Annotated in this window: 11 protein-coding genes; 9 read left to right on the forward strand and 2 right to left on the reverse strand. The window is 49.1% G+C overall.

Annotated elements, in window-relative coordinates; all coding sequences use genetic code 11:
• The first annotated feature begins 32 nt into the window (after positions 1–32).
• Positions 33–1,361, forward strand: coding sequence for a Na+/H+ antiporter family protein (locus tag Q5C82_RS12015; protein WP_003220631.1), 1,329 nt, complete (start codon positions 33–35; stop codon positions 1,359–1,361).
• A 67-nt stretch (positions 1,362–1,428) separates the two neighbouring features.
• Here the strand turns inward: Q5C82_RS12015 and Q5C82_RS12020 are convergent, their stop codons facing one another.
• A complete protein-coding gene (locus Q5C82_RS12020; RefSeq protein WP_003220634.1) occupies positions 1,429–2,031 on the reverse strand; it encodes a biotin transporter BioY in 603 nt (200 codons plus the stop codon).
• A 102-nt stretch (positions 2,032–2,133) separates the two neighbouring features.
• On the opposite strand from Q5C82_RS12020, the gene Q5C82_RS12025 reads away from it, so the two are divergent.
• From Q5C82_RS12025 to Q5C82_RS12060, 8 genes are all read left to right on the forward strand, one after another.
• On the forward strand, positions 2,134–2,730 hold the full coding sequence (locus Q5C82_RS12025) for a sulfite oxidase-like oxidoreductase (RefSeq protein WP_003220636.1): 597 nt from the start codon (positions 2,134–2,136) through the stop codon (positions 2,728–2,730).
• Positions 2,731–2,943: 213 nt separating this feature from the next.
• Positions 2,944–3,810 (forward strand): ferri-bacillibactin esterase BesA, encoded by an 867-nt coding sequence (gene besA / locus Q5C82_RS12030; RefSeq protein WP_003220638.1) that lies wholly within the window; start codon positions 2,944–2,946, stop codon positions 3,808–3,810.
• A gap of 201 nt (positions 3,811–4,011) precedes the next feature.
• Positions 4,012–4,797, forward strand: coding sequence for a 2,3-dihydro-2,3-dihydroxybenzoate dehydrogenase (locus tag Q5C82_RS12035; protein WP_003220640.1), 786 nt, complete (start codon positions 4,012–4,014; stop codon positions 4,795–4,797).
• 25 nt (positions 4,798–4,822) lie between these two features.
• The gene (gene dhbC, locus Q5C82_RS12040) at positions 4,823–6,022 is read left to right on the forward strand and encodes an isochorismate synthase DhbC (RefSeq protein WP_003220642.1); all 1,200 of its coding nucleotides are present in this window, start codon (positions 4,823–4,825) and stop codon (positions 6,020–6,022) included.
• A gap of 28 nt (positions 6,023–6,050) precedes the next feature.
• A complete protein-coding gene (locus tag Q5C82_RS12045; protein ID WP_003220643.1) occupies positions 6,051–7,670 on the forward strand; it encodes a (2,3-dihydroxybenzoyl)adenylate synthase in 1,620 nt (539 codons plus the stop codon).
• Between the two features lie 32 nt (positions 7,671–7,702).
• On the forward strand, positions 7,703–8,638 hold the full coding sequence (locus tag Q5C82_RS12050) for an isochorismatase (RefSeq protein ID WP_003220646.1): 936 nt from the start codon (positions 7,703–7,705) through the stop codon (positions 8,636–8,638).
• Between the two features lie 19 nt (positions 8,639–8,657).
• The gene (gene dhbF / locus Q5C82_RS12055; protein ID WP_003220649.1) at positions 8,658–15,797 is read left to right on the forward strand and encodes a non-ribosomal peptide synthetase DhbF; all 7,140 of its coding nucleotides are present in this window, start codon (positions 8,658–8,660) and stop codon (positions 15,795–15,797) included.
• Positions 15,798–15,811: 14 nt separating this feature from the next.
• The gene (locus Q5C82_RS12060; RefSeq protein ID WP_003220651.1) at positions 15,812–16,021 is read left to right on the forward strand and encodes an MbtH family protein; all 210 of its coding nucleotides are present in this window, start codon (positions 15,812–15,814) and stop codon (positions 16,019–16,021) included.
• Positions 16,022–16,063: 42 nt separating this feature from the next.
• Here Q5C82_RS12060 and Q5C82_RS12065 read toward each other — a convergent pair whose 3' ends face one another.
• The gene (locus Q5C82_RS12065) at positions 16,064–16,741 is read right to left on the reverse strand and encodes a YukJ family protein (RefSeq protein ID WP_003220653.1); all 678 of its coding nucleotides are present in this window, start codon (positions 16,739–16,741) and stop codon (positions 16,064–16,066) included.
• Positions 16,742–16,824 lie beyond the last annotated feature (83 nt).

Genomic DNA, 16,824 nt, shown 5'->3' on the forward strand with positions numbered 1-16,824 from the left:
TAGCAAACTAAAGGATTTTTTGGAGGGTTATCATGAATGCAGTCGTCATCGCAGTGCTGCTTATGCTTGTTTTAAGCCTGCTGCGTGTCAATATCGTTATCGCATTAATCATAGGGGCGCTGGCTGGCGGGTTAACAGGCGGGCTCGGGCTTGGAGAAACGGTTAAAGCTTTTACGGACGGGCTCGGCGGAAATGCCACCGTTGCAGTCAGCTACGCCATGCTCGGCGCGTTTGCTGCGGCTTTAACGAAAACGGGTCTTCCGGACGCAATGGTGGAAGCCTCCGTTAAATTAATCGGAAATAAAGAGGACACCCGCAAAAAAGCACTGTCCAAAGTGCTGATCGTGCTTATTATTTTAATCATATCTTGTTTTTCGCAAAACGTGGTTCCGGTTCACATCGCATTTATCCCAGTGCTGATTCCGCCGCTTTTGAAAATCTTTAATGAACTTGAAATGGACCGCCGTCTGATCGCGTGTGTGATTACATTCGGTTTAACGGCACCTTATATTTTAGTGCCGGTTGGTTTCGGCCAAATCTTCCAGGGGATGCTGAAGGATAATATGGCGGACGCCGGATTAAACGTATCTCTCGGTGATATTCCTTATGCCTTAATGATCCCGGTTGCGGGTATGGTTGTAGGTCTGATTTTATCAACCATCGTATTTCGTAAACCGAAAACATACGAAACAAAAGACATATCTGGTGCGAACGCTTCTCCATATACGAAAAAAAGCCTGGCTATCGCGGTGCTTGCCATCGCAGTATCACTCGGCGTCCAGCTCTACTTATCTCAGACTTTGGGAGTAGAAGGGATGATTATGGGGGCGCTGGCAGGTCTGGTTATCCTGTTTGTCAGCGGTGTGATGAAGCGTGAGGAAGCGGACTCACTGATTACTGACGGAATGGTTTTAATGGCCTTTATCGGTTTTGTCATGCTCGTTGCAGCCGGATTTTCAAATGTGTTGACGAAAACCGGAGATGTCGAGTCACTGGTTAAAACAGCAGCTGGCATTATGGGGCACAGTCAGTTAGTGGGCGCATTGCTGATGCTGATTGTCGGTTTGTTCATTACAATGGGAATCGGATCTTCTTTTGCGACGATTCCAGTTATCACAACGATCTTTGTGCCTCTTTGCATGCAGCTCGGATTCAGCCCTATGGCAACGGTTGCGATTATCGGAGCGGCTGCTGCGCTTGGCGATGCCGGTTCACCTGCCAGCGACAGCACACTTGGACCGACTTCAGGTTTAAGTGCGGACGGCCAGCATCACCACATTTGGGATACTTGTGTGCCGACATTTTTATTTTATAATATCCCGCTTATCATCTTTGGCTGGATTGCGGCGCTTGTTTTATAGGAAAAAGGCTCCCCTTACTGGGGAGCCTTTTCTCGCTATGATAAAAAAACGTCCAATAGAACGGTTTTTACGTGGACGATATGTGATTTCTGTTAAAGCCGGTTGCTTTATGAATAGAACGGTAGATCGCAGGTGCGATAAACGCCAGTATCACAGCCATCGCTGTGTCTTTTACCATAAACCAAGTCATAAAGCCCCAAGCCGTGCCGTAGCTCACAGGCGTATGAATCCACAGCTTCAGTGCAAGATACATATAGGTAGTCCCGATGATATACATGATGGCTGTTCCAATAAGAGAAGCAATCAAAAATCGGATTTTACTCGGCTGAATTTTGCGTTCTAAGAACCATCCAGCTGCAAATGCTGCAGGGATGTATGAGATAATAAACCCGCCGCTTTTTCCCGCAAACGGTGCGAAGCCCGCTGAAAATTGGGCAAACACAGGTGCACCGGCCAATCCGACAAGTGCATATACAATCATGGCAATACCTGCTCTTTTGCTGCCGAGAAGCATGGCTGCCAAGAGACAGAAAAACGGCTGCATCGACAGCGGAATGCCGGCTACTTGTAAAAAGGGTGCCACTGATGTAATGTTGGCGCCGACAGCCATAAGTGCGGCGAACATGCCGATCAACGCCATATCTCCCGCACGAAGTTTATGTTGTTTCATTGTTGTTCCCCCTTAGGTTTACATACACAATCATAGAGTAATAAAGAACGGATATATTGTCAACGAAAATTAAAATGAGGTTAACAAAAAGGAGGGTTCTGTATGTATTTCGGAAAAACAAAACAATCCGATCAATCTGGGAGAGTCCCGCCAAACCAAAACGTCACAACCTCATTTCCTGTGCTTCATACGGGAAATGTACCGTATTATGAGGATATGGCCAAATGGAATCTTCAAGTATACGGATTGGTTGACCATCCGATGCTGCTAAGCTTTGAAGATGTCAAAGCTTTTCCTCAGTACGAATCGAAAAATGACATCCATTGCGTCACTGGCTGGTCAAGGCTTGATAATGTATGGCAAGGCGTGCGGGCTCGTGATATAGCGGAAAAAGCAGGTGTAAAAGAAGAAGCGGGCTACGTCATTTTACATGCGGAAGAGGGCTGGACGACCAATCTGCCGCTTGATGATTTTTTGGCTGAAACTTCACTTTTGGCTTATGCGCATAATGGCGCCCCTTTAACGCCTGAACACGGCTTCCCGCTGCGGGGCGTGTTTCCGCATCTATATTTTTGGAAAAGCGCCAAGTGGCTGCGCGGCATCCAATTTACGAAAGAGAATCACCCGGGTTTTTGGGAGCAGAACGGCTATCACATGAGAGGCGATCCTTGGCAAAATCAAAGGTTTACATGGGATTAAGGTTCTATTTCAAGCAGGACAATCTGCATCTTTATCAGGTTTTTACTTCCATATTGATAGTCTTCAGGTACCTTATTTGATGAAGGTGCCTTTTTTATTTAGGAAAAAGTTGACTTTCTCTGGAAGAAAACCTATTATTTGAGGTGTCTAGTTGATAGTGAAAATCATTATCATACATTGTGACTTAGTTTAAGGAGAGGAATGTCGTACTGCATGAATGAGAAAACAGACCGGGCGAAAGGCGGGACACAAAACGCATTTACCATTCCTGGTACGGAAGTGCGTATGATGTCTTCACGCAATGAAAACCGTGCCTATCAAATTTTTATCTCGAAACCGAGTACGCCGCCGCCGCCCGCTGGTTATCCGGTTATTTATCTGCTGGATGCCAATTCTGTCTTCGGAACGATGGCGGAGGCCGTTCGAATACAGGGGCGCCGTCCTGAAAAAACCGGAGTGGTCCCTGCTGTGATCGTCGGCATTGGCTATGAGACAGCAGAACCGTTCTCCTCAGCGCGTCACCGGGATTTTACAATGCCGACAGCTCAATCGAAGCTGCCGAAAAGGCCAGACGGAAAAGATTGGCCGGAGCATGGCGGAGCAGAGAGCTTTTTCAGGTTTATTGAGGAGGATCTAAAACCGCAGATAGAACGAGATTACCAGATTGACAGAAACAGACAAACGATCTTTGGACACTCACTTGGCGGGCTGTTCGTGCTGCAGGTGCTGTTAACAAAGCCGGATGCGTTTCAAACCTATATCGCGGGAAGTCCGTCCATTCATTGGAATAAACCGTTTATTCTCGAGAAAGCGGACCATTTCGCCTCCCGCTTCAAGAAAAACAATCAGCCTATCAATCTCCTGATTGCGGCAGGAGAATTGGAGCAGCACCATAAAAGCCGGATGAACGAGAATGCGAGGGAGCTTCACGAGCGGCTGGCCGTTTTATCTGAACAAGGCATACGGGCAGAATTTTGTGAGTTTTCAGGAGAAGGACATATTTCGGTTCTTCCTGTTTTGGTCAGCCGGGCGCTGCGTTTTGCACTTCACCCTGACGGACCGCATATGTCAAAGGGCTGAGACATTCTCAGCCTTGCTTCTAAAAATAAAATATTCGTCACTGAAATTATATTTGACTGTCACATGACATTTGGATATGATTATTTTTATAATTGATAATGATAATCATTATCAACGAATTGCGTTTTTCTTTTCAAGGCGCAACAGTCTTTTTCGCTGGATGTCAGTACGGCATCTGAAGCGAAGAAAGGAATTGATGACATGAATGCAATGGGTATAAAGGGCAAAATTGCTTTTATAACAGGGGCTGCCCAAGGGATAGGCGAAGCTGTTGCGCGGAAGCTTGCCGATCAAGGCGCGCATATAGCGGCAGTTGATTATAATCCTGAAAAGCTTGAAAAGGTTGTGAGCAGCCTCAAAGCGGAAGGCTGCCATGCGGAAGCTTTTCCGGCAGATGTGAGAGACAGCGCGGCGATTGACGAGATCACGGCGCGCATCGAACGTGAAATGGGGCCGATCGAAATTTTGGTGAATGTAGCGGGTGTTCTTCGCCCGGGACTGATCCATTCACTCAGCGATGAGGAATGGGAGGCCACGTTCTCAGTGAATTCAACTGGTGTATTTAACGCTTCGCGTTCAGTCAGCAAATATATGATGGACAGGAGATCGGGTTCGATTGTAACGGTCGGATCGAATGCTGCCGGTGTGCCAAGGACATCTATGGCGGCATATGCCTCTTCAAAGGCTGCGGCAGTGATGTTTACGAAATGCCTTGGCCTTGAGCTTGCAGAATATAATATTCGCTGCAATATTGTGTCTCCCGGATCAACGGAAACAGACATGCAGTGGTCATTATGGGCCGATGAAAACGGAGCGGAGCAAGTCATAAAAGGATCACTTGAGACATTTAAAACAGGTATCCCGCTCAAAAAACTGGCTCAGCCTTCGGATATTGCGAATGCCGTGCTCTTTTTGGTTTCAGGCCAGGCAGGGCATATTACGATGCATAATTTATGCGTAGATGGCGGCGCGACCTTAGGCGTGTAACTCATTTTAAAGGAGGTTCATGAGAATGTTGGAACAAAACGTTATATCACAAACAAAAGCAGAGCATTTGCTTCATGAGTATCAGCCGGGGGCTTTTTTCTTAGCTTCTCCTCATCGCGTACTGTTAGCGAAAGGCATATGTGAAATCGTACCGGAAGCAAACGGACAAAACCAAATAGAAACCCTTTCTGGCCGTATCGCAGAGACGCTGAATCAAGCAAAGCAATCAGGGCAAAGCCGTCCGCTTGTTGTCGGAGCCGTTCCTTTTGATCATGTAAAAGCAGCTCGGCTCGTTGTTCCTGAAGAAGTGCGCTGGTCAGGACCGCTTCAATTTGATCATGCGGAGAAGGAACAGCAGCCTGAGCATACATACCACATAGAACCTGTTCCTGCACCAGAGGGGTATAAAAATGGTGTCGAACAAGGACTGGCACGCATTGCCGATGGGACTCTCAGCAAGATCGTCCTGTCCAGATCGCTGCATTTGACTTCCTCTGAACCGATTCAAACGGATGAACTGCTTCGCCATCTGGCGCAGCATAACACACATGGCTACACGTTTGCCGCGGACGTGTCGTCTAGCGAAGCGGAAACGACTTCCCGCCGAACATTGCTCGGTGCAAGTCCGGAGCTTCTCGTTTCAAGAATGGGAACTCAGGTCGTTTCCAATCCATTAGCCGGCTCAAGGCCCCGCAGTGACGATCCTGCTGAAGACCAGCGCCGGGCTGATGAATTGCTTTCTTCCGCAAAGGATCTCCACGAACACGCGGTTGTAGCTGACGCGGTTGCGGCAGCGCTGCGGCCTTTCTGCCGGACGCTGGATGTACCGGAAAAGCCTTCACTAATTAAAACGGAGACGATGTGGCATCTGTCCAGCGTGATTAAGGGAGAGCTTTCCGATCCGTCTGTGACCGCACTGGAATTGGCAGCGGCGCTCCATCCGACGCCGGCCGTCTGCGGAACACCGACTGACCTTGCAAGAGAAGCGATTCTCAGCATTGAACCGTTTGACCGAGATTTCTTTACCGGCATGGTCGGCTGGTGTGACGACGCTGGTGACGGAGAATGGATCGTGACGATCCGTTGTGCAGAGGCGGAAGAACGCTCACTTCGCCTGTATGCAGGAGCTGGTGTTGTTGCCGGATCAAAACCCGAGGACGAGCTCCAAGAGACATCCGCGAAGTTTCGGACAATGCTGCGGGCAATGGGCGTGAATCACATATGATCATAATGAATTGCTGGAGGGATACAAGATGCTGAATGGATTTACTCCTTGGCCTGAAGAGTTAGCTGAGACATATCGGAAGAACGGCTGCTGGGCCGGCGAGACGTTTGGAGATTTGTTAAGGGACCGGGCTGCTAAACATGGCGATCGCATTGCCATTACCTGCGGAAACACCCATTGGAGCTATCAAGAGCTTGATACGAGGGCTGATCGTCTGGCTGCTGGATTTCAGAAGCTCGGCATTAAACAGATGGATCGTGTCGTGGTGCAGCTGCCGAATATCGCAGAGTTTTTTGAAGTCATTTTCGCGCTCTTCCGTCTGGGGGCGCTCCCGGTCTTTGCACTGCCTTCTCATCGAAGCAGTGAAATTACATATTTTTGCGAGTTTGCTGAAGCGGCTGCTTATATTATTCCCGACTCTTATTCCGGTTTTGACTACCGTTCACTTGCCAGACAGGTTCAAAGCAAACTGCCGACTTTGAAACACGTCATTGTCTCAGGGAAGGCAGAAGAATTTTTGCCGCTGGAGGATTTGCATACAGAACCTGTAAAACTGCCTGAAGTCAAATCTTCTGATGTGGCGTTCCTTCAGCTTTCTGGAGGAAGCACCGGCTTATCAAAACTGATCCCGCGGACACACGATGACTACATATACAGTCTGCGGCGGAGTGCAGAAGTTTGCTGGCTCGACCACAGCACGGTGTACTTGGCAGCATTGCCGATGGCGCACAATTACCCGCTGAGCTCACCTGGGGTTCTCGGCGTGTTATACGCCGGAGGAAGAGTGGTATTATCTCCTTCACCAAGTCCTGATGACGCATTTCCTTTGATTGAACGGGAGCAAGTCACGATTACCGCTCTTGTTCCGCCCCTTGCAATGGTATGGATGGATGCGGCATCCTCACGCGATGACGATCTATCCAGCCTTCAAGTGCTGCAGGTCGGCGGCGCCAAGTTCAGTGCTGAAGCTGCGAGCAAGGTTAAAGCTGTTTTCGGCTGCACGCTGCAGCAGGTGTTCGGAATGGCAGAGGGTCTCGTCAATTATACAAGACTGGATGACCCTGAGGAGGTCATTATCAACACCCAAGGAAAACCGATGTCCCCATATGATGAAGTACGTGTTTGGGATGACCAGGATCGTGACGTAAAACCTGGTGAAACAGGGCATCTGCTGACACGGGGGCCGTACACGATTCGGGGTTACTATAAAGCAGAAGAGCATAATGCTGCTTCTTTTACTGAGGACGGTTTTTACCGCACGGGTGATATCGTCAGGCTGACATCAGACGGCTATATTGTCGTTGAAGGCAGGGCGAAGGATCAAATTAATCGCGGGGGAGAAAAAGTGGCGGCTGAAGAGGTAGAAAATCATCTTCTGGCTCATCCGGCTGTCCATGATGCCGCAATGGTCTCAATGCCTGACCAATTTCTTGGCGAAAGATCTTGTGTGTTCATTATTCCCCGGATTGAAGCCCCGAAAGCCGCAGAGCTCAAAGCTTTTTTGAGAGGGCGCGGACTGGCGGCATACAAAATCCCCGATCGCATTGAATTTGTCGAATCCTTTCCGCAGACAGGGGTAGGGAAAGTCAGCAAAAAAGCGCTTCGTGAAGCCATTACCGAGAAGCTTCTTGCAGGATCAAAAAAATAAAACAAACAACAATTTGAGAGGGAGTGTTCTAAATGGCTATACCTGCCATTCAGCCGTATCAAATGCCGACAGCATCTTATATGCCACAAAACAAAGTTACATGGGTGCCTGATCCAAATCGGGCAGTTCTGTTAATACACGATATGCAAAACTATTTTGTCGATGCTTTCACAGCGGGAGCCTCTCCGGTAACAGAGCTTTCAGCAAATATACGGAAGCTGAAGGATCAATGTGCCCAGCTTGGGATTCCTGTTGTCTATACTGCGCAGCCAGGAAGCCAAAATCCGGCTGATCGTGCGCTGCTGACAGACTTTTGGGGTCCGGGATTAAGCAGCGGCCCTTATGAGGAGAAAATTATAACCGAACTGGCACCGGAAGAAGCTGATCTTGTCCTGACAAAATGGAGATACAGCGCGTTTAAGAGAACGAATCTGCTTGAGATTATGCGCAAAAAGGGACGCGATCAGCTGATCATTTCCGGGATTTATGCCCATATTGGCTGCCTCGTTACAGCATGTGAAGCATTTATGGAGGATATCGAAGCCTTTTTTGTGGGAGATGCAGTTGCTGATTTTTCATTAGAAAAACATCAAATGGCACTGGACTATGCGGCTGGACGCTGTGCGTTTACCGTGATGACTGACAGTCTTCTCGATCAGCTGAAGAATGCGCCGGCAGACGCTCAAAAAACGTCAATAAACACTGGCAAAGAAGTGTTTACATGTGAGAAGATCCGTAAACAAATTGCTGAGCTTCTTCAAGAAACACCTGAAGATATTACGGATCAAGAGGATTTGCTCGACCGTGGGCTAGATTCGGTAAGGATTATGACATTGGTAGAACAATGGCGGCGTGAAGGAGCAGAGGTGACATTCGTGGAACTGGCTGAACGCCCGACGATCGAAGAATGGCAGAAACTGCTCACAACCCGCAGCCAGCAAGTGTTGCCAAACGCGGATTATTTATAAAAGGAGGGTAAACAAACGGATGCCTGATACAAAAGACCTTCAATATTCTTTGACCGGCGCGCAAACCGGCATATGGTTTGCTCAGCAGCTAGATCCGGACAATCCAATCTACAATACAGCGGAATATATAGAAATCAATGGACCAATCAATATTGCTCTTTTTGAAGAAGCTTTGCGGCACGTGATAAAGGAAGCGGAATCGCTGCATGTCCGCTTCGGTGAAAATATGGACGGGCCTTGGCAGATGATAAACCCGTCTCCGGATGTACAGCTGCACGTCATTGACGTCAGCTCTGAACCTGATCCGGAAAAAACAGCATTAAACTGGATGAAAGCAGATTTGGCAAAGCCGGTCGATTTAGGATATGATCCTTTGTTCAATGAAGCTCTGTTTATAGCCGAGCCTGATCGTTTCTTTTGGTATCAGCGCATTCACCATATTGCGATTGACGGCTTCGGCTTTTCCCTGATTGCCCAGCGTGTGGCAAGTACGTATACCGCGCTTATGAAAGGACAATCAGTTACAGATCGTTCCTTTGGGTCGCTTCAGGCCATTTTGGAGGAGGATACAGATTATCGCGCATCAGAGCAGTATGAGAAGGATCGCCAATTCTGGCTGGATCGTTTTGCTGATGGACCAGAAGTTGTGAGTTTAGCTGACCGGGCGCCAAGAACATCTAACAGTTTTCTTCGCCAAACGGCGTATTTGCCTCTATCTGATGTGAACGCATTGAAAGAATCGGCGCGCTATTTCTCAGGAAGCTGGCATGAAGTTGTGATTGCGGTGTCAGCTGTTTATGTGCACCGGATGACCGGCTCTGGGGATGTTGTGCTCGGTCTGCCCATGATGGGACGGATAGGGTCCGCATCACTGAATGTGCCGGCTATGGTGATGAACCTTCTCCCGCTCCGGCTGTCTGTAAGCTCTTCAATGAGCTTTTCTGAACTTATTCAGCAAATTTCCCGGGAAATCCGCAGTATTCGGAGACATCATAAGTATCGCCATGAAGAGCTTCGGCGTGATCTGAAATTGATAGGAGAAAACCATAGATTATTTGGCCCGCAAATCAACCTCATGCCGTTTGATTACGGTCTTGACTTTGCCGGGGCCCAAGGAACAACGCATAACCTTTCAGCTGGTCCTGTCGATGATCTATCAATCAATGTATATGACAGAACGGACGGCAGCGGTCTGCGGATTGATGTAGATGCGAATCCTGAGGTATACAGCGAGTCTGATATTAAACTTCATCAGCAGCGGATCTTACAGCTGCTGCAAACGGCTTCTGCCGGGGAGGACATGCTGATTGGGCAAATGGAGCTTCTATTGCCAGAGGAGAAAAAACAAGTCATTAGTGAATGGAATAAGACGGCAAAATCTGAGAAGCTGCTCAGCCTTCAGGATATGTTTGAGAAGCAGGCAATCCTTACGCCTGAACGTATCGCTCTCATATGTGATGACGTTCAAGTAAACTATCAAGAGCTAAATGAAAAGGCAAACCGCCTCGCGCATCTGTTGATCGAAAAAGGGCTTGGTCCGGAGCAATTTGTCGCTTTGGCGCTGCCGCGTTCCCCAGAGATGGTAGCTTCGATGCTTGCTGTACTAAAGACTGGTGCGGCGTATCTTCCGCTTGATCCGGAGTTTCCGGCCGACCGAATTTCTTACATGCTCGAGGACGCGAAACCTTCATGCATCATAACGACTGAGGAAATAGCAGCCCGTTTGCCTGATGGCCTGTCTGTTCCGCAGCTTGTGCTTGATCAGACTGTGACGCAGGAGATTGTAAAACGTTATTCGCCTGACAATCCTAATGTATCGGTTTCTCTTGCCCATCCTGCGTATATCATCTATACCTCAGGATCAACAGGAAGGCCGAAGGGTGTCGTTGTTACGCTGAAAAGCTTGAGTAATTTTCTGCTGTCCATGCAGGAGGCATTTTCTCTAGGAGAAGAAGACAGGCTGTTGGCTGTGACGACTGTCGCTTTTGATATTTCGGCATTGGAGTTATATCTCCCGCTTATCAGTGGGGCGCAAATCGTGATCGCAAAGAAAGAAACGATTCGTGAGCCGCAGGCATTAGCCAAAATGATTGAATATTTCGATATCGACATTATGCAGGCGACACCGACACTATGGCATGCTCTGGTGACGAATGAACCTGAGACACTTCGGGGGCTCAGAGTGCTTGTTGGAGGCGAGGCGCTGCCGAGTGGCCTTTTGCAGGCGCTTCAAAAGCTTCATTGTTCAGTCACGAATTTATATGGGCCTACTGAAACAACGATTTGGTCTGCAACAGCTTTTCTGGAAGAAGGGCTGAAGGGCGTTCCGCCAATTGGCAAACCGATTTGGAATACGCAGGTATATGTGCTTGATAACGGTTTGCAGCCGGTGCCGCCGGGAGTTGTCGGAGAGCTTTATATTGCAGGAACCGGCTTGGCTAGAGGTTATTTCCGCCGCCCTGATTTAACGGCTGAGCGTTTTGTTGCAGATCCATACGGACCACCGGGGGCTCGGATGTATCGGACCGGAGATCAGGCTCGCTGGCGCGCTGATGGGTCTTTGGATTATATCGGACGGGCGGATCATCAAATTAAAATTCGCGGCTTCCGAATTGAACTTGGAGAAATTGATGCCGTGCTTGCCAAGCATCCGGACATCGAACAGGCCGCGGTTGTCGTTCGGGAAGATCAGCCGGGAGACAAACGATTGGTGGCATATGTAGTCGCTGCTTCAGCTATTGATACTGCCGACCTTCGCCGTTATGTGGGTGCCAGTCTGCCTGATTATATGGTGCCGGCAGCATTTATGGAGATGGACGAACTGCCATTAACACCTAATGGCAAGCTCGATCGGAAAGCACTGCCGGCGCCTGATTTTAGCACATCTGTCAGCGATCGGGGGCCGAGGACTCCGCAGGAAGAGATATTGTGTGACTTGTTTGCCGAGGTTCTCGGTTTGGCACGCGTCGGCATCGATGACAGTTTCTTCGAGCTGGGCGGTCACTCGCTTCTTGCAGCACGTCTGATGAGCCGCATTCGCGAGGTAATGGGAGCCGAACTCGGTATTGCCAAGCTCTTTGACGAACCGACAGTAGCCGGACTCGCTGCCCATCTTGATCAGGCGCAGAGTGCACGTCCCGCATTGCAGAGAGCTGAGCGGCCTGAAAGAATTCCGCTTTCTTTTGCCCAGCGCCGGCTATGGTTCCTCCATTGTCTTGAAGGTCCTAGTCCTACTTATAATATTCCGGTTGCTGTCCGTCTGTCGGGTGAGCTGGACCAAGGAGTGCTGCAAGCGGCACTTTATGATCTCGTCTGCCGCCATGAAAGTCTTCGGACGATTTTCCCTGAATCACAGGGGACATCTTATCAGCATATTTTAGACGCTGATCAAGCAAGGCCTGTTTTACATGTTACAGAAATTGATGAGAAGGAGCTTTCTGGGCGGTTTGCTGAAGCTGTGCGCTACAGTTTTGATCTTGCAGCTGAACCTGCTTTTCGTGCTGAGCTTTTTGTCATCGGTCCTGACGAGTACGTGCTGCTTCTCCTCGTGCATCATATTGTTGGGGACGGCTGGTCCTTAACACCGCTGACCCGCGATCTTGGGGCGGCTTATGCGGCTCGCTGTTACGGAAAAGCTCCTGAATGGGCGCCCCTTACTGTGCAATATGCAGACTATGCGCTTTGGCAGCAAGAACTGCTTGGAAGCGGGGATGATCCAAATAGTTTGATTGCCGGACAGCTTGCTTTCTGGAAAGAAACCTTGAAGAATCTGCCTGATCAGCTTGAACTGCCAACCGATTATTCACGTCCGGCTGAACCGAGTCATGATGGGGATACGATTCATTTCCGCATTGAGCCTGAGCTGCACAAGCGATTGCAGGATCTGGCTCGCGCAAATAGAGTGAGCCTGTTTATGGTGCTTCAATCTGGTCTCGCAGCTTTATTGACAAGACTCGGGGCGGGGACTGACATTCCGATCGGCAGCCCGATCGCGGGGCGGAATGATGATGCGCTAGGCGATCTTGTGGGACTGTTTATCAATACACTGGTGCTCAGAACCGATACGTCCGGTGACCCAAGCTTCCGTGAGCTTCTTGACAGAGTGCGGGAAGTGAATCTGGCAGCCTATGAAAATCAGGATCTGCCGTTTGAGAGACTCGTAGAGGTGCTCAATCCGGCTCGTTCGCGTGGGACGCATCCTTTATTCCAAATCATGTTTGCGTTCCAAAACACACCGGACGCTGAACTGAATCTTCCTGACATGGAAAGCAGCCTGCGGATCCACAGTGTCGGTTCTGCCAAGTTTGATTTGACGCTGGAAATCAGTGAAAATCGTCTTGCTGACGGGACTCCAAACGGATTGGAAGGACTGCTCGAGTACAGCACTGATCTTTTCAAGCAGGCAACTGCTCAGGCTCTTGCTGACCGTCTGATGCGCCTGCTGGAGGCTGCCGAATCTGATCCTGACCAGCAAATTGGAAATCTGGACATCCTTGCACCGGAGGAGCGCAGCAGCATGGTGACAGATTGGCAAAGTGTTTCTGAAAAGATTCCGCATGCATGTTTGCCGGAGCAGTTTGAGAAGCAGGCTGTTTTAAGTCCTGAGGCCATTGCCGTTGTTTGTGAAGATCAGTCACTGAGCTATGCAGAGCTGAATGAAAGAGCAAATCGGCTTGCCCGAATGCTGATCAGCGAAGGCGTCGGACCGGAGCAATTTGTGGCTTTGGCACTTCCTCGGTCATTGGAAATGGCTGTCGGGCTATTAGCGGTGCTGAAAGCCGGCGCGGCTTATCTGCCTCTCGATCCTGACTATCCGGCTGACCGAATCGCTTTTATGCTGGAAGATGCGCAGCCGGCGTTTATCATGACGAACACAAAAGCTGCAGAGTACATTCCGCCAGCGGAAAACGTGCCGAGAATCGTGTTGGATGATCCCGAACTGGCAGAGAAACTAAACACATACCCAGCTGAGAATCCGAGCAATACGGATAGAATTCAGCCGCTTTCTCCTTTGAATACGGCGTATGTCATTTATACATCAGGCTCAACGGGTGTTCCTAAAGGTGTGATGATTCCTCACCAAAACGTAACGCGTTTATTTGCAGCGACTGATCACTGGTTCCATTTCAGCTCAGACGATATCTGGACCATGTTCCATTCCTATGCGTTTGATTTTTCGGTGTGGGAGATTTGGGGTCCTCTGCTGCATGGCGGACGTCTTGTGATCGTGCCACATCACGTCAGCAGATCGCCAGAAGCGTTTCTGCGCCTGCTGGTAAAAGAGGGTGTGACCGTTCTGAATCAGACACCATCTGCTTTCTATCAGTTAATGCAGGCGGAACGGGAGCAATCGGATCTCGGTCAGGCGCTCAGTCTGCGCTATATCATTTTTGGCGGAGAAGCGCTAGAACTCAGCCGTTTAGAGGATTGGTATTACCGCCACCCTGAAAATAGACCGCAGCTTATCAATATGTATGGTATTACAGAAACGACTGTGCATGTGAGCTATATCGAATTAGACCGAAGCATGGCAGCTTTACGGGCAAACAGCTTGATCGGCTGCGGCATTCCCGATCTTGGTGTTTATGTGCTGGATGAGCGCTTGCAGCCGGTCCCGCCGGGTGTTGCTGGAGAGCTGTATGTATCAGGAGCGGGGTTGGCACGAGGCTATTTAGGCCGGGCTGGATTAACAGCGGACCGCTTCATAGCTGATCCGTTCGGTCCTCCGGGTACCCGAATGTACCGCACTGGGGATGTGGCCCGTCTCCGCGCTGACGGCTCTCTTGACTATGTCGGCCGTGCCGATCACCAAGTGAAAATTCGGGGCTTCCGAATTGAACTGGGAGAAATTGAAGCGGCGCTAGTTCAGCATTCGCGACTTGAAGATGCGGCAGTAATCGTGCGTGAGGATCAGCCGGGAGATAAACGTTTGGCAGCTTATGTCATACCTTCTTTAGAAGACACAATTGATACGGCGGAACTGCGCAAATATGCTGCTGAGAGACTGCCAGATTACATGGTGCCTTCTGCCTTTGTAACGATGAAAGAATTGCCGTTGACACCGAATGGAAAGCTTGACCGTAAAGCGCTGCCCGCTCCGGATTTCGCAGCGGCAGTGACAGGACGCGGACCGAGAACGCCGCAGGAAGAAATCCTCTGTGACCTGTTTATGGAGGTGCTTCACTTGCCGCGTGTCGGCATTGATGACCGTTTCTTTGATTTAGGCGGACATTCCTTGCTTGCTGTACAGCTGATGAGCCGCATTCGCGAAGCACTAGGCGTAGAACTCAGCATCGGAAACCTATTCGAAGCGCCGACTGTAGCCGGGCTTGCAGAAAGACTTGAGATGGGCTCAAGCCAAAGCGCACTCGACGTTCTGCTGCCGCTCCGAACAAGCGGAGACAAGCTTCCTTTATTCTGTGTGCATCCGGCAGGCGGACTCAGCTGGTGCTATGCCGGTTTGATGACAAACATAGGAACAGATTATCCGATCTACGGCTTGCAGGCACGGGGAATCGGACAGCGGGAAGAGCTTCCGAAAACACTTGATGACATGGCTGCCGATTACATTGAACAAATCAGAACGGTCCAGCCGAAAGGCCCGTACCATCTGCTAGGCTGGTCTCTGGGCGGGAATGTCGTTCAAGCGATGGCAACCCAGCTGCAAAATCATGGGGAAGAAGTATCCCTATTGGTGATGCTGGACGCCTATCCGAACCATTTCCTTCCTATAAAAAAGGCGCCAGATGATGAGGAAGCGCTAATTGCCCTTCTGGCGTTAGGCGGGTACGACCCAGATAGCCTAGGGGACAAACCGCTTGATTTTGAAACGGCAATTGAGATTCTTCGCCGTGACGGCAGCGCGCTTGCAAGCCTGGATGAATCAGTCATTTTAAATCTAAAGAATACGTATGTCAATTCTGTCGGCATTTTAGGCTCATATAAGCCGAAAACCTTCCGTGGAAATGTCTTGTTTTTCAGATCAACAATCATACCTGAATGGTTTGATCCGATTGAACCGGATTCGTGGAAGCCTTATATTAACGGACAAATTGAACAAATCGACATTGACTGCCGCCATAAAGATCTTTGTCAGCCGGAACCGCTCGCTCAAATCGGCAAGGTTCTCGCTGTCAAACTGGAAGAGATGAATAAATAAGGGGGAAGAAAGAGATGGCAAATCCTTTTGAAAATGCGGATGGCACATATTTGGTGCTGATTAATGAAGAGGGCCAATATTCCCTATGGCCCGGTTTTATAGATGTGCCGAGCGGCTGGACAGTCGTTCATGAGCAAAAAGGGCGTGAAGCTTGTCTGGTCTATATCCAATCGCATTGGAGCGATATGAGGCCCAACAGCCTAAAGCCTGTTGAAAATGTGTAATAGCATGAAAAAGAGACTGCTTGCCGCAGCCTCTTTTTCTATTTACGCAGACGTTTGGGTATGATCACAATCTCTGACCGGGTTTCCGTTTTCATCCGTACACCAAGATTGAGATAAAAATGCTAAAAACACAGCGGCCCACTGATCGGCGAATTGAATCAGAATGCCTCCGTCATGCCAAGAGCCGTTGTCTTTTTTCCAGCGGCTATCCATTGCATTCCCTTGATTCATATGGATATTGTGCATGCCGTTGGTCGGGGTAAAACCGAATATTTTATCTGCAGCCTGTTCCGGCCCGAATTTTGAACCGAATATATAAACTGGTGCTTTCTCTTCTTGCGCTTTCTTCATATACGTTTCAATAAAATCATTTAAATCATTATCAGGTCCCGTGATTTCATGCGGCAAAGGCTTCATTTCCCGCGGATCAAACAAATTGCCCCGCACATAATCGAGCGCCACTTCACGGTTTCCCTCATTGATCTTTGTATATCCATACGGCATGTTCGGAAGGATCGTAATGGAGCTTGAATCAAACTGATCGTCAGCCAAATACAATACCTCAGATTCCTCAGAACTGGACATCACATTGATGGCGCACCTGTAATACGTATTCTCTTCACCGAGCACTTTGACTTGGAAATGAGGACTGTCATCATCAGTTTCCCGTTTCATATCTAAGACAATGCCTTTTAACACGCCATATTGCTGAACAGCCATATGAAGCCTCCTTTATGATCAAGTTTCATTGTTTTAGTTCGTGAAATGGTCTCTTTTTTCCTTTTAAAAAGAAAAAAAAGCCT

This window comes from uncultured Bacillus sp., from assembly GCF_958411575.1.
GTDB classification, from domain to species: domain Bacteria; phylum Bacillota; class Bacilli; order Bacillales; family Bacillaceae; genus Bacillus; species Bacillus spizizenii.

Excerpts from the sequence above, each read along its gene's own strand:
- Q5C82_RS12015 (WP_003220631.1), top strand. The coding sequence starts at position 33 with ATGAATGCAGTCGTCATCGCAGTGCTGCTTATGCTTGTTTTAAGCCTG.
- Q5C82_RS12020 (WP_003220634.1), bottom strand. The coding sequence starts at position 2,031 with ATGAAACAACATAAACTTCGTGCGGGAGATATGGCGTTGATCGGCATG.
- Q5C82_RS12025 (WP_003220636.1), top strand. The coding sequence starts at position 2,134 with ATGTATTTCGGAAAAACAAAACAATCCGATCAATCTGGGAGAGTCCCG.
- besA (WP_003220638.1), top strand. The coding sequence starts at position 2,944 with ATGAATGAGAAAACAGACCGGGCGAAAGGCGGGACACAAAACGCATTT.
- Q5C82_RS12035 (WP_003220640.1), top strand. The coding sequence starts at position 4,012 with ATGAATGCAATGGGTATAAAGGGCAAAATTGCTTTTATAACAGGGGCT.
- dhbC (WP_003220642.1), top strand. The coding sequence starts at position 4,823 with ATGTTGGAACAAAACGTTATATCACAAACAAAAGCAGAGCATTTGCTT.
- Q5C82_RS12045 (WP_003220643.1), top strand. The coding sequence starts at position 6,051 with ATGCTGAATGGATTTACTCCTTGGCCTGAAGAGTTAGCTGAGACATAT.
- Q5C82_RS12050 (WP_003220646.1), top strand. The coding sequence starts at position 7,703 with ATGGCTATACCTGCCATTCAGCCGTATCAAATGCCGACAGCATCTTAT.
- dhbF (WP_003220649.1), top strand. The coding sequence starts at position 8,658 with ATGCCTGATACAAAAGACCTTCAATATTCTTTGACCGGCGCGCAAACC.
- Q5C82_RS12060 (WP_003220651.1), top strand. The coding sequence starts at position 15,812 with ATGGCAAATCCTTTTGAAAATGCGGATGGCACATATTTGGTGCTGATT.
- Q5C82_RS12065 (WP_003220653.1), bottom strand. The coding sequence starts at position 16,741 with ATGGCTGTTCAGCAATATGGCGTGTTAAAAGGCATTGTCTTAGATATG.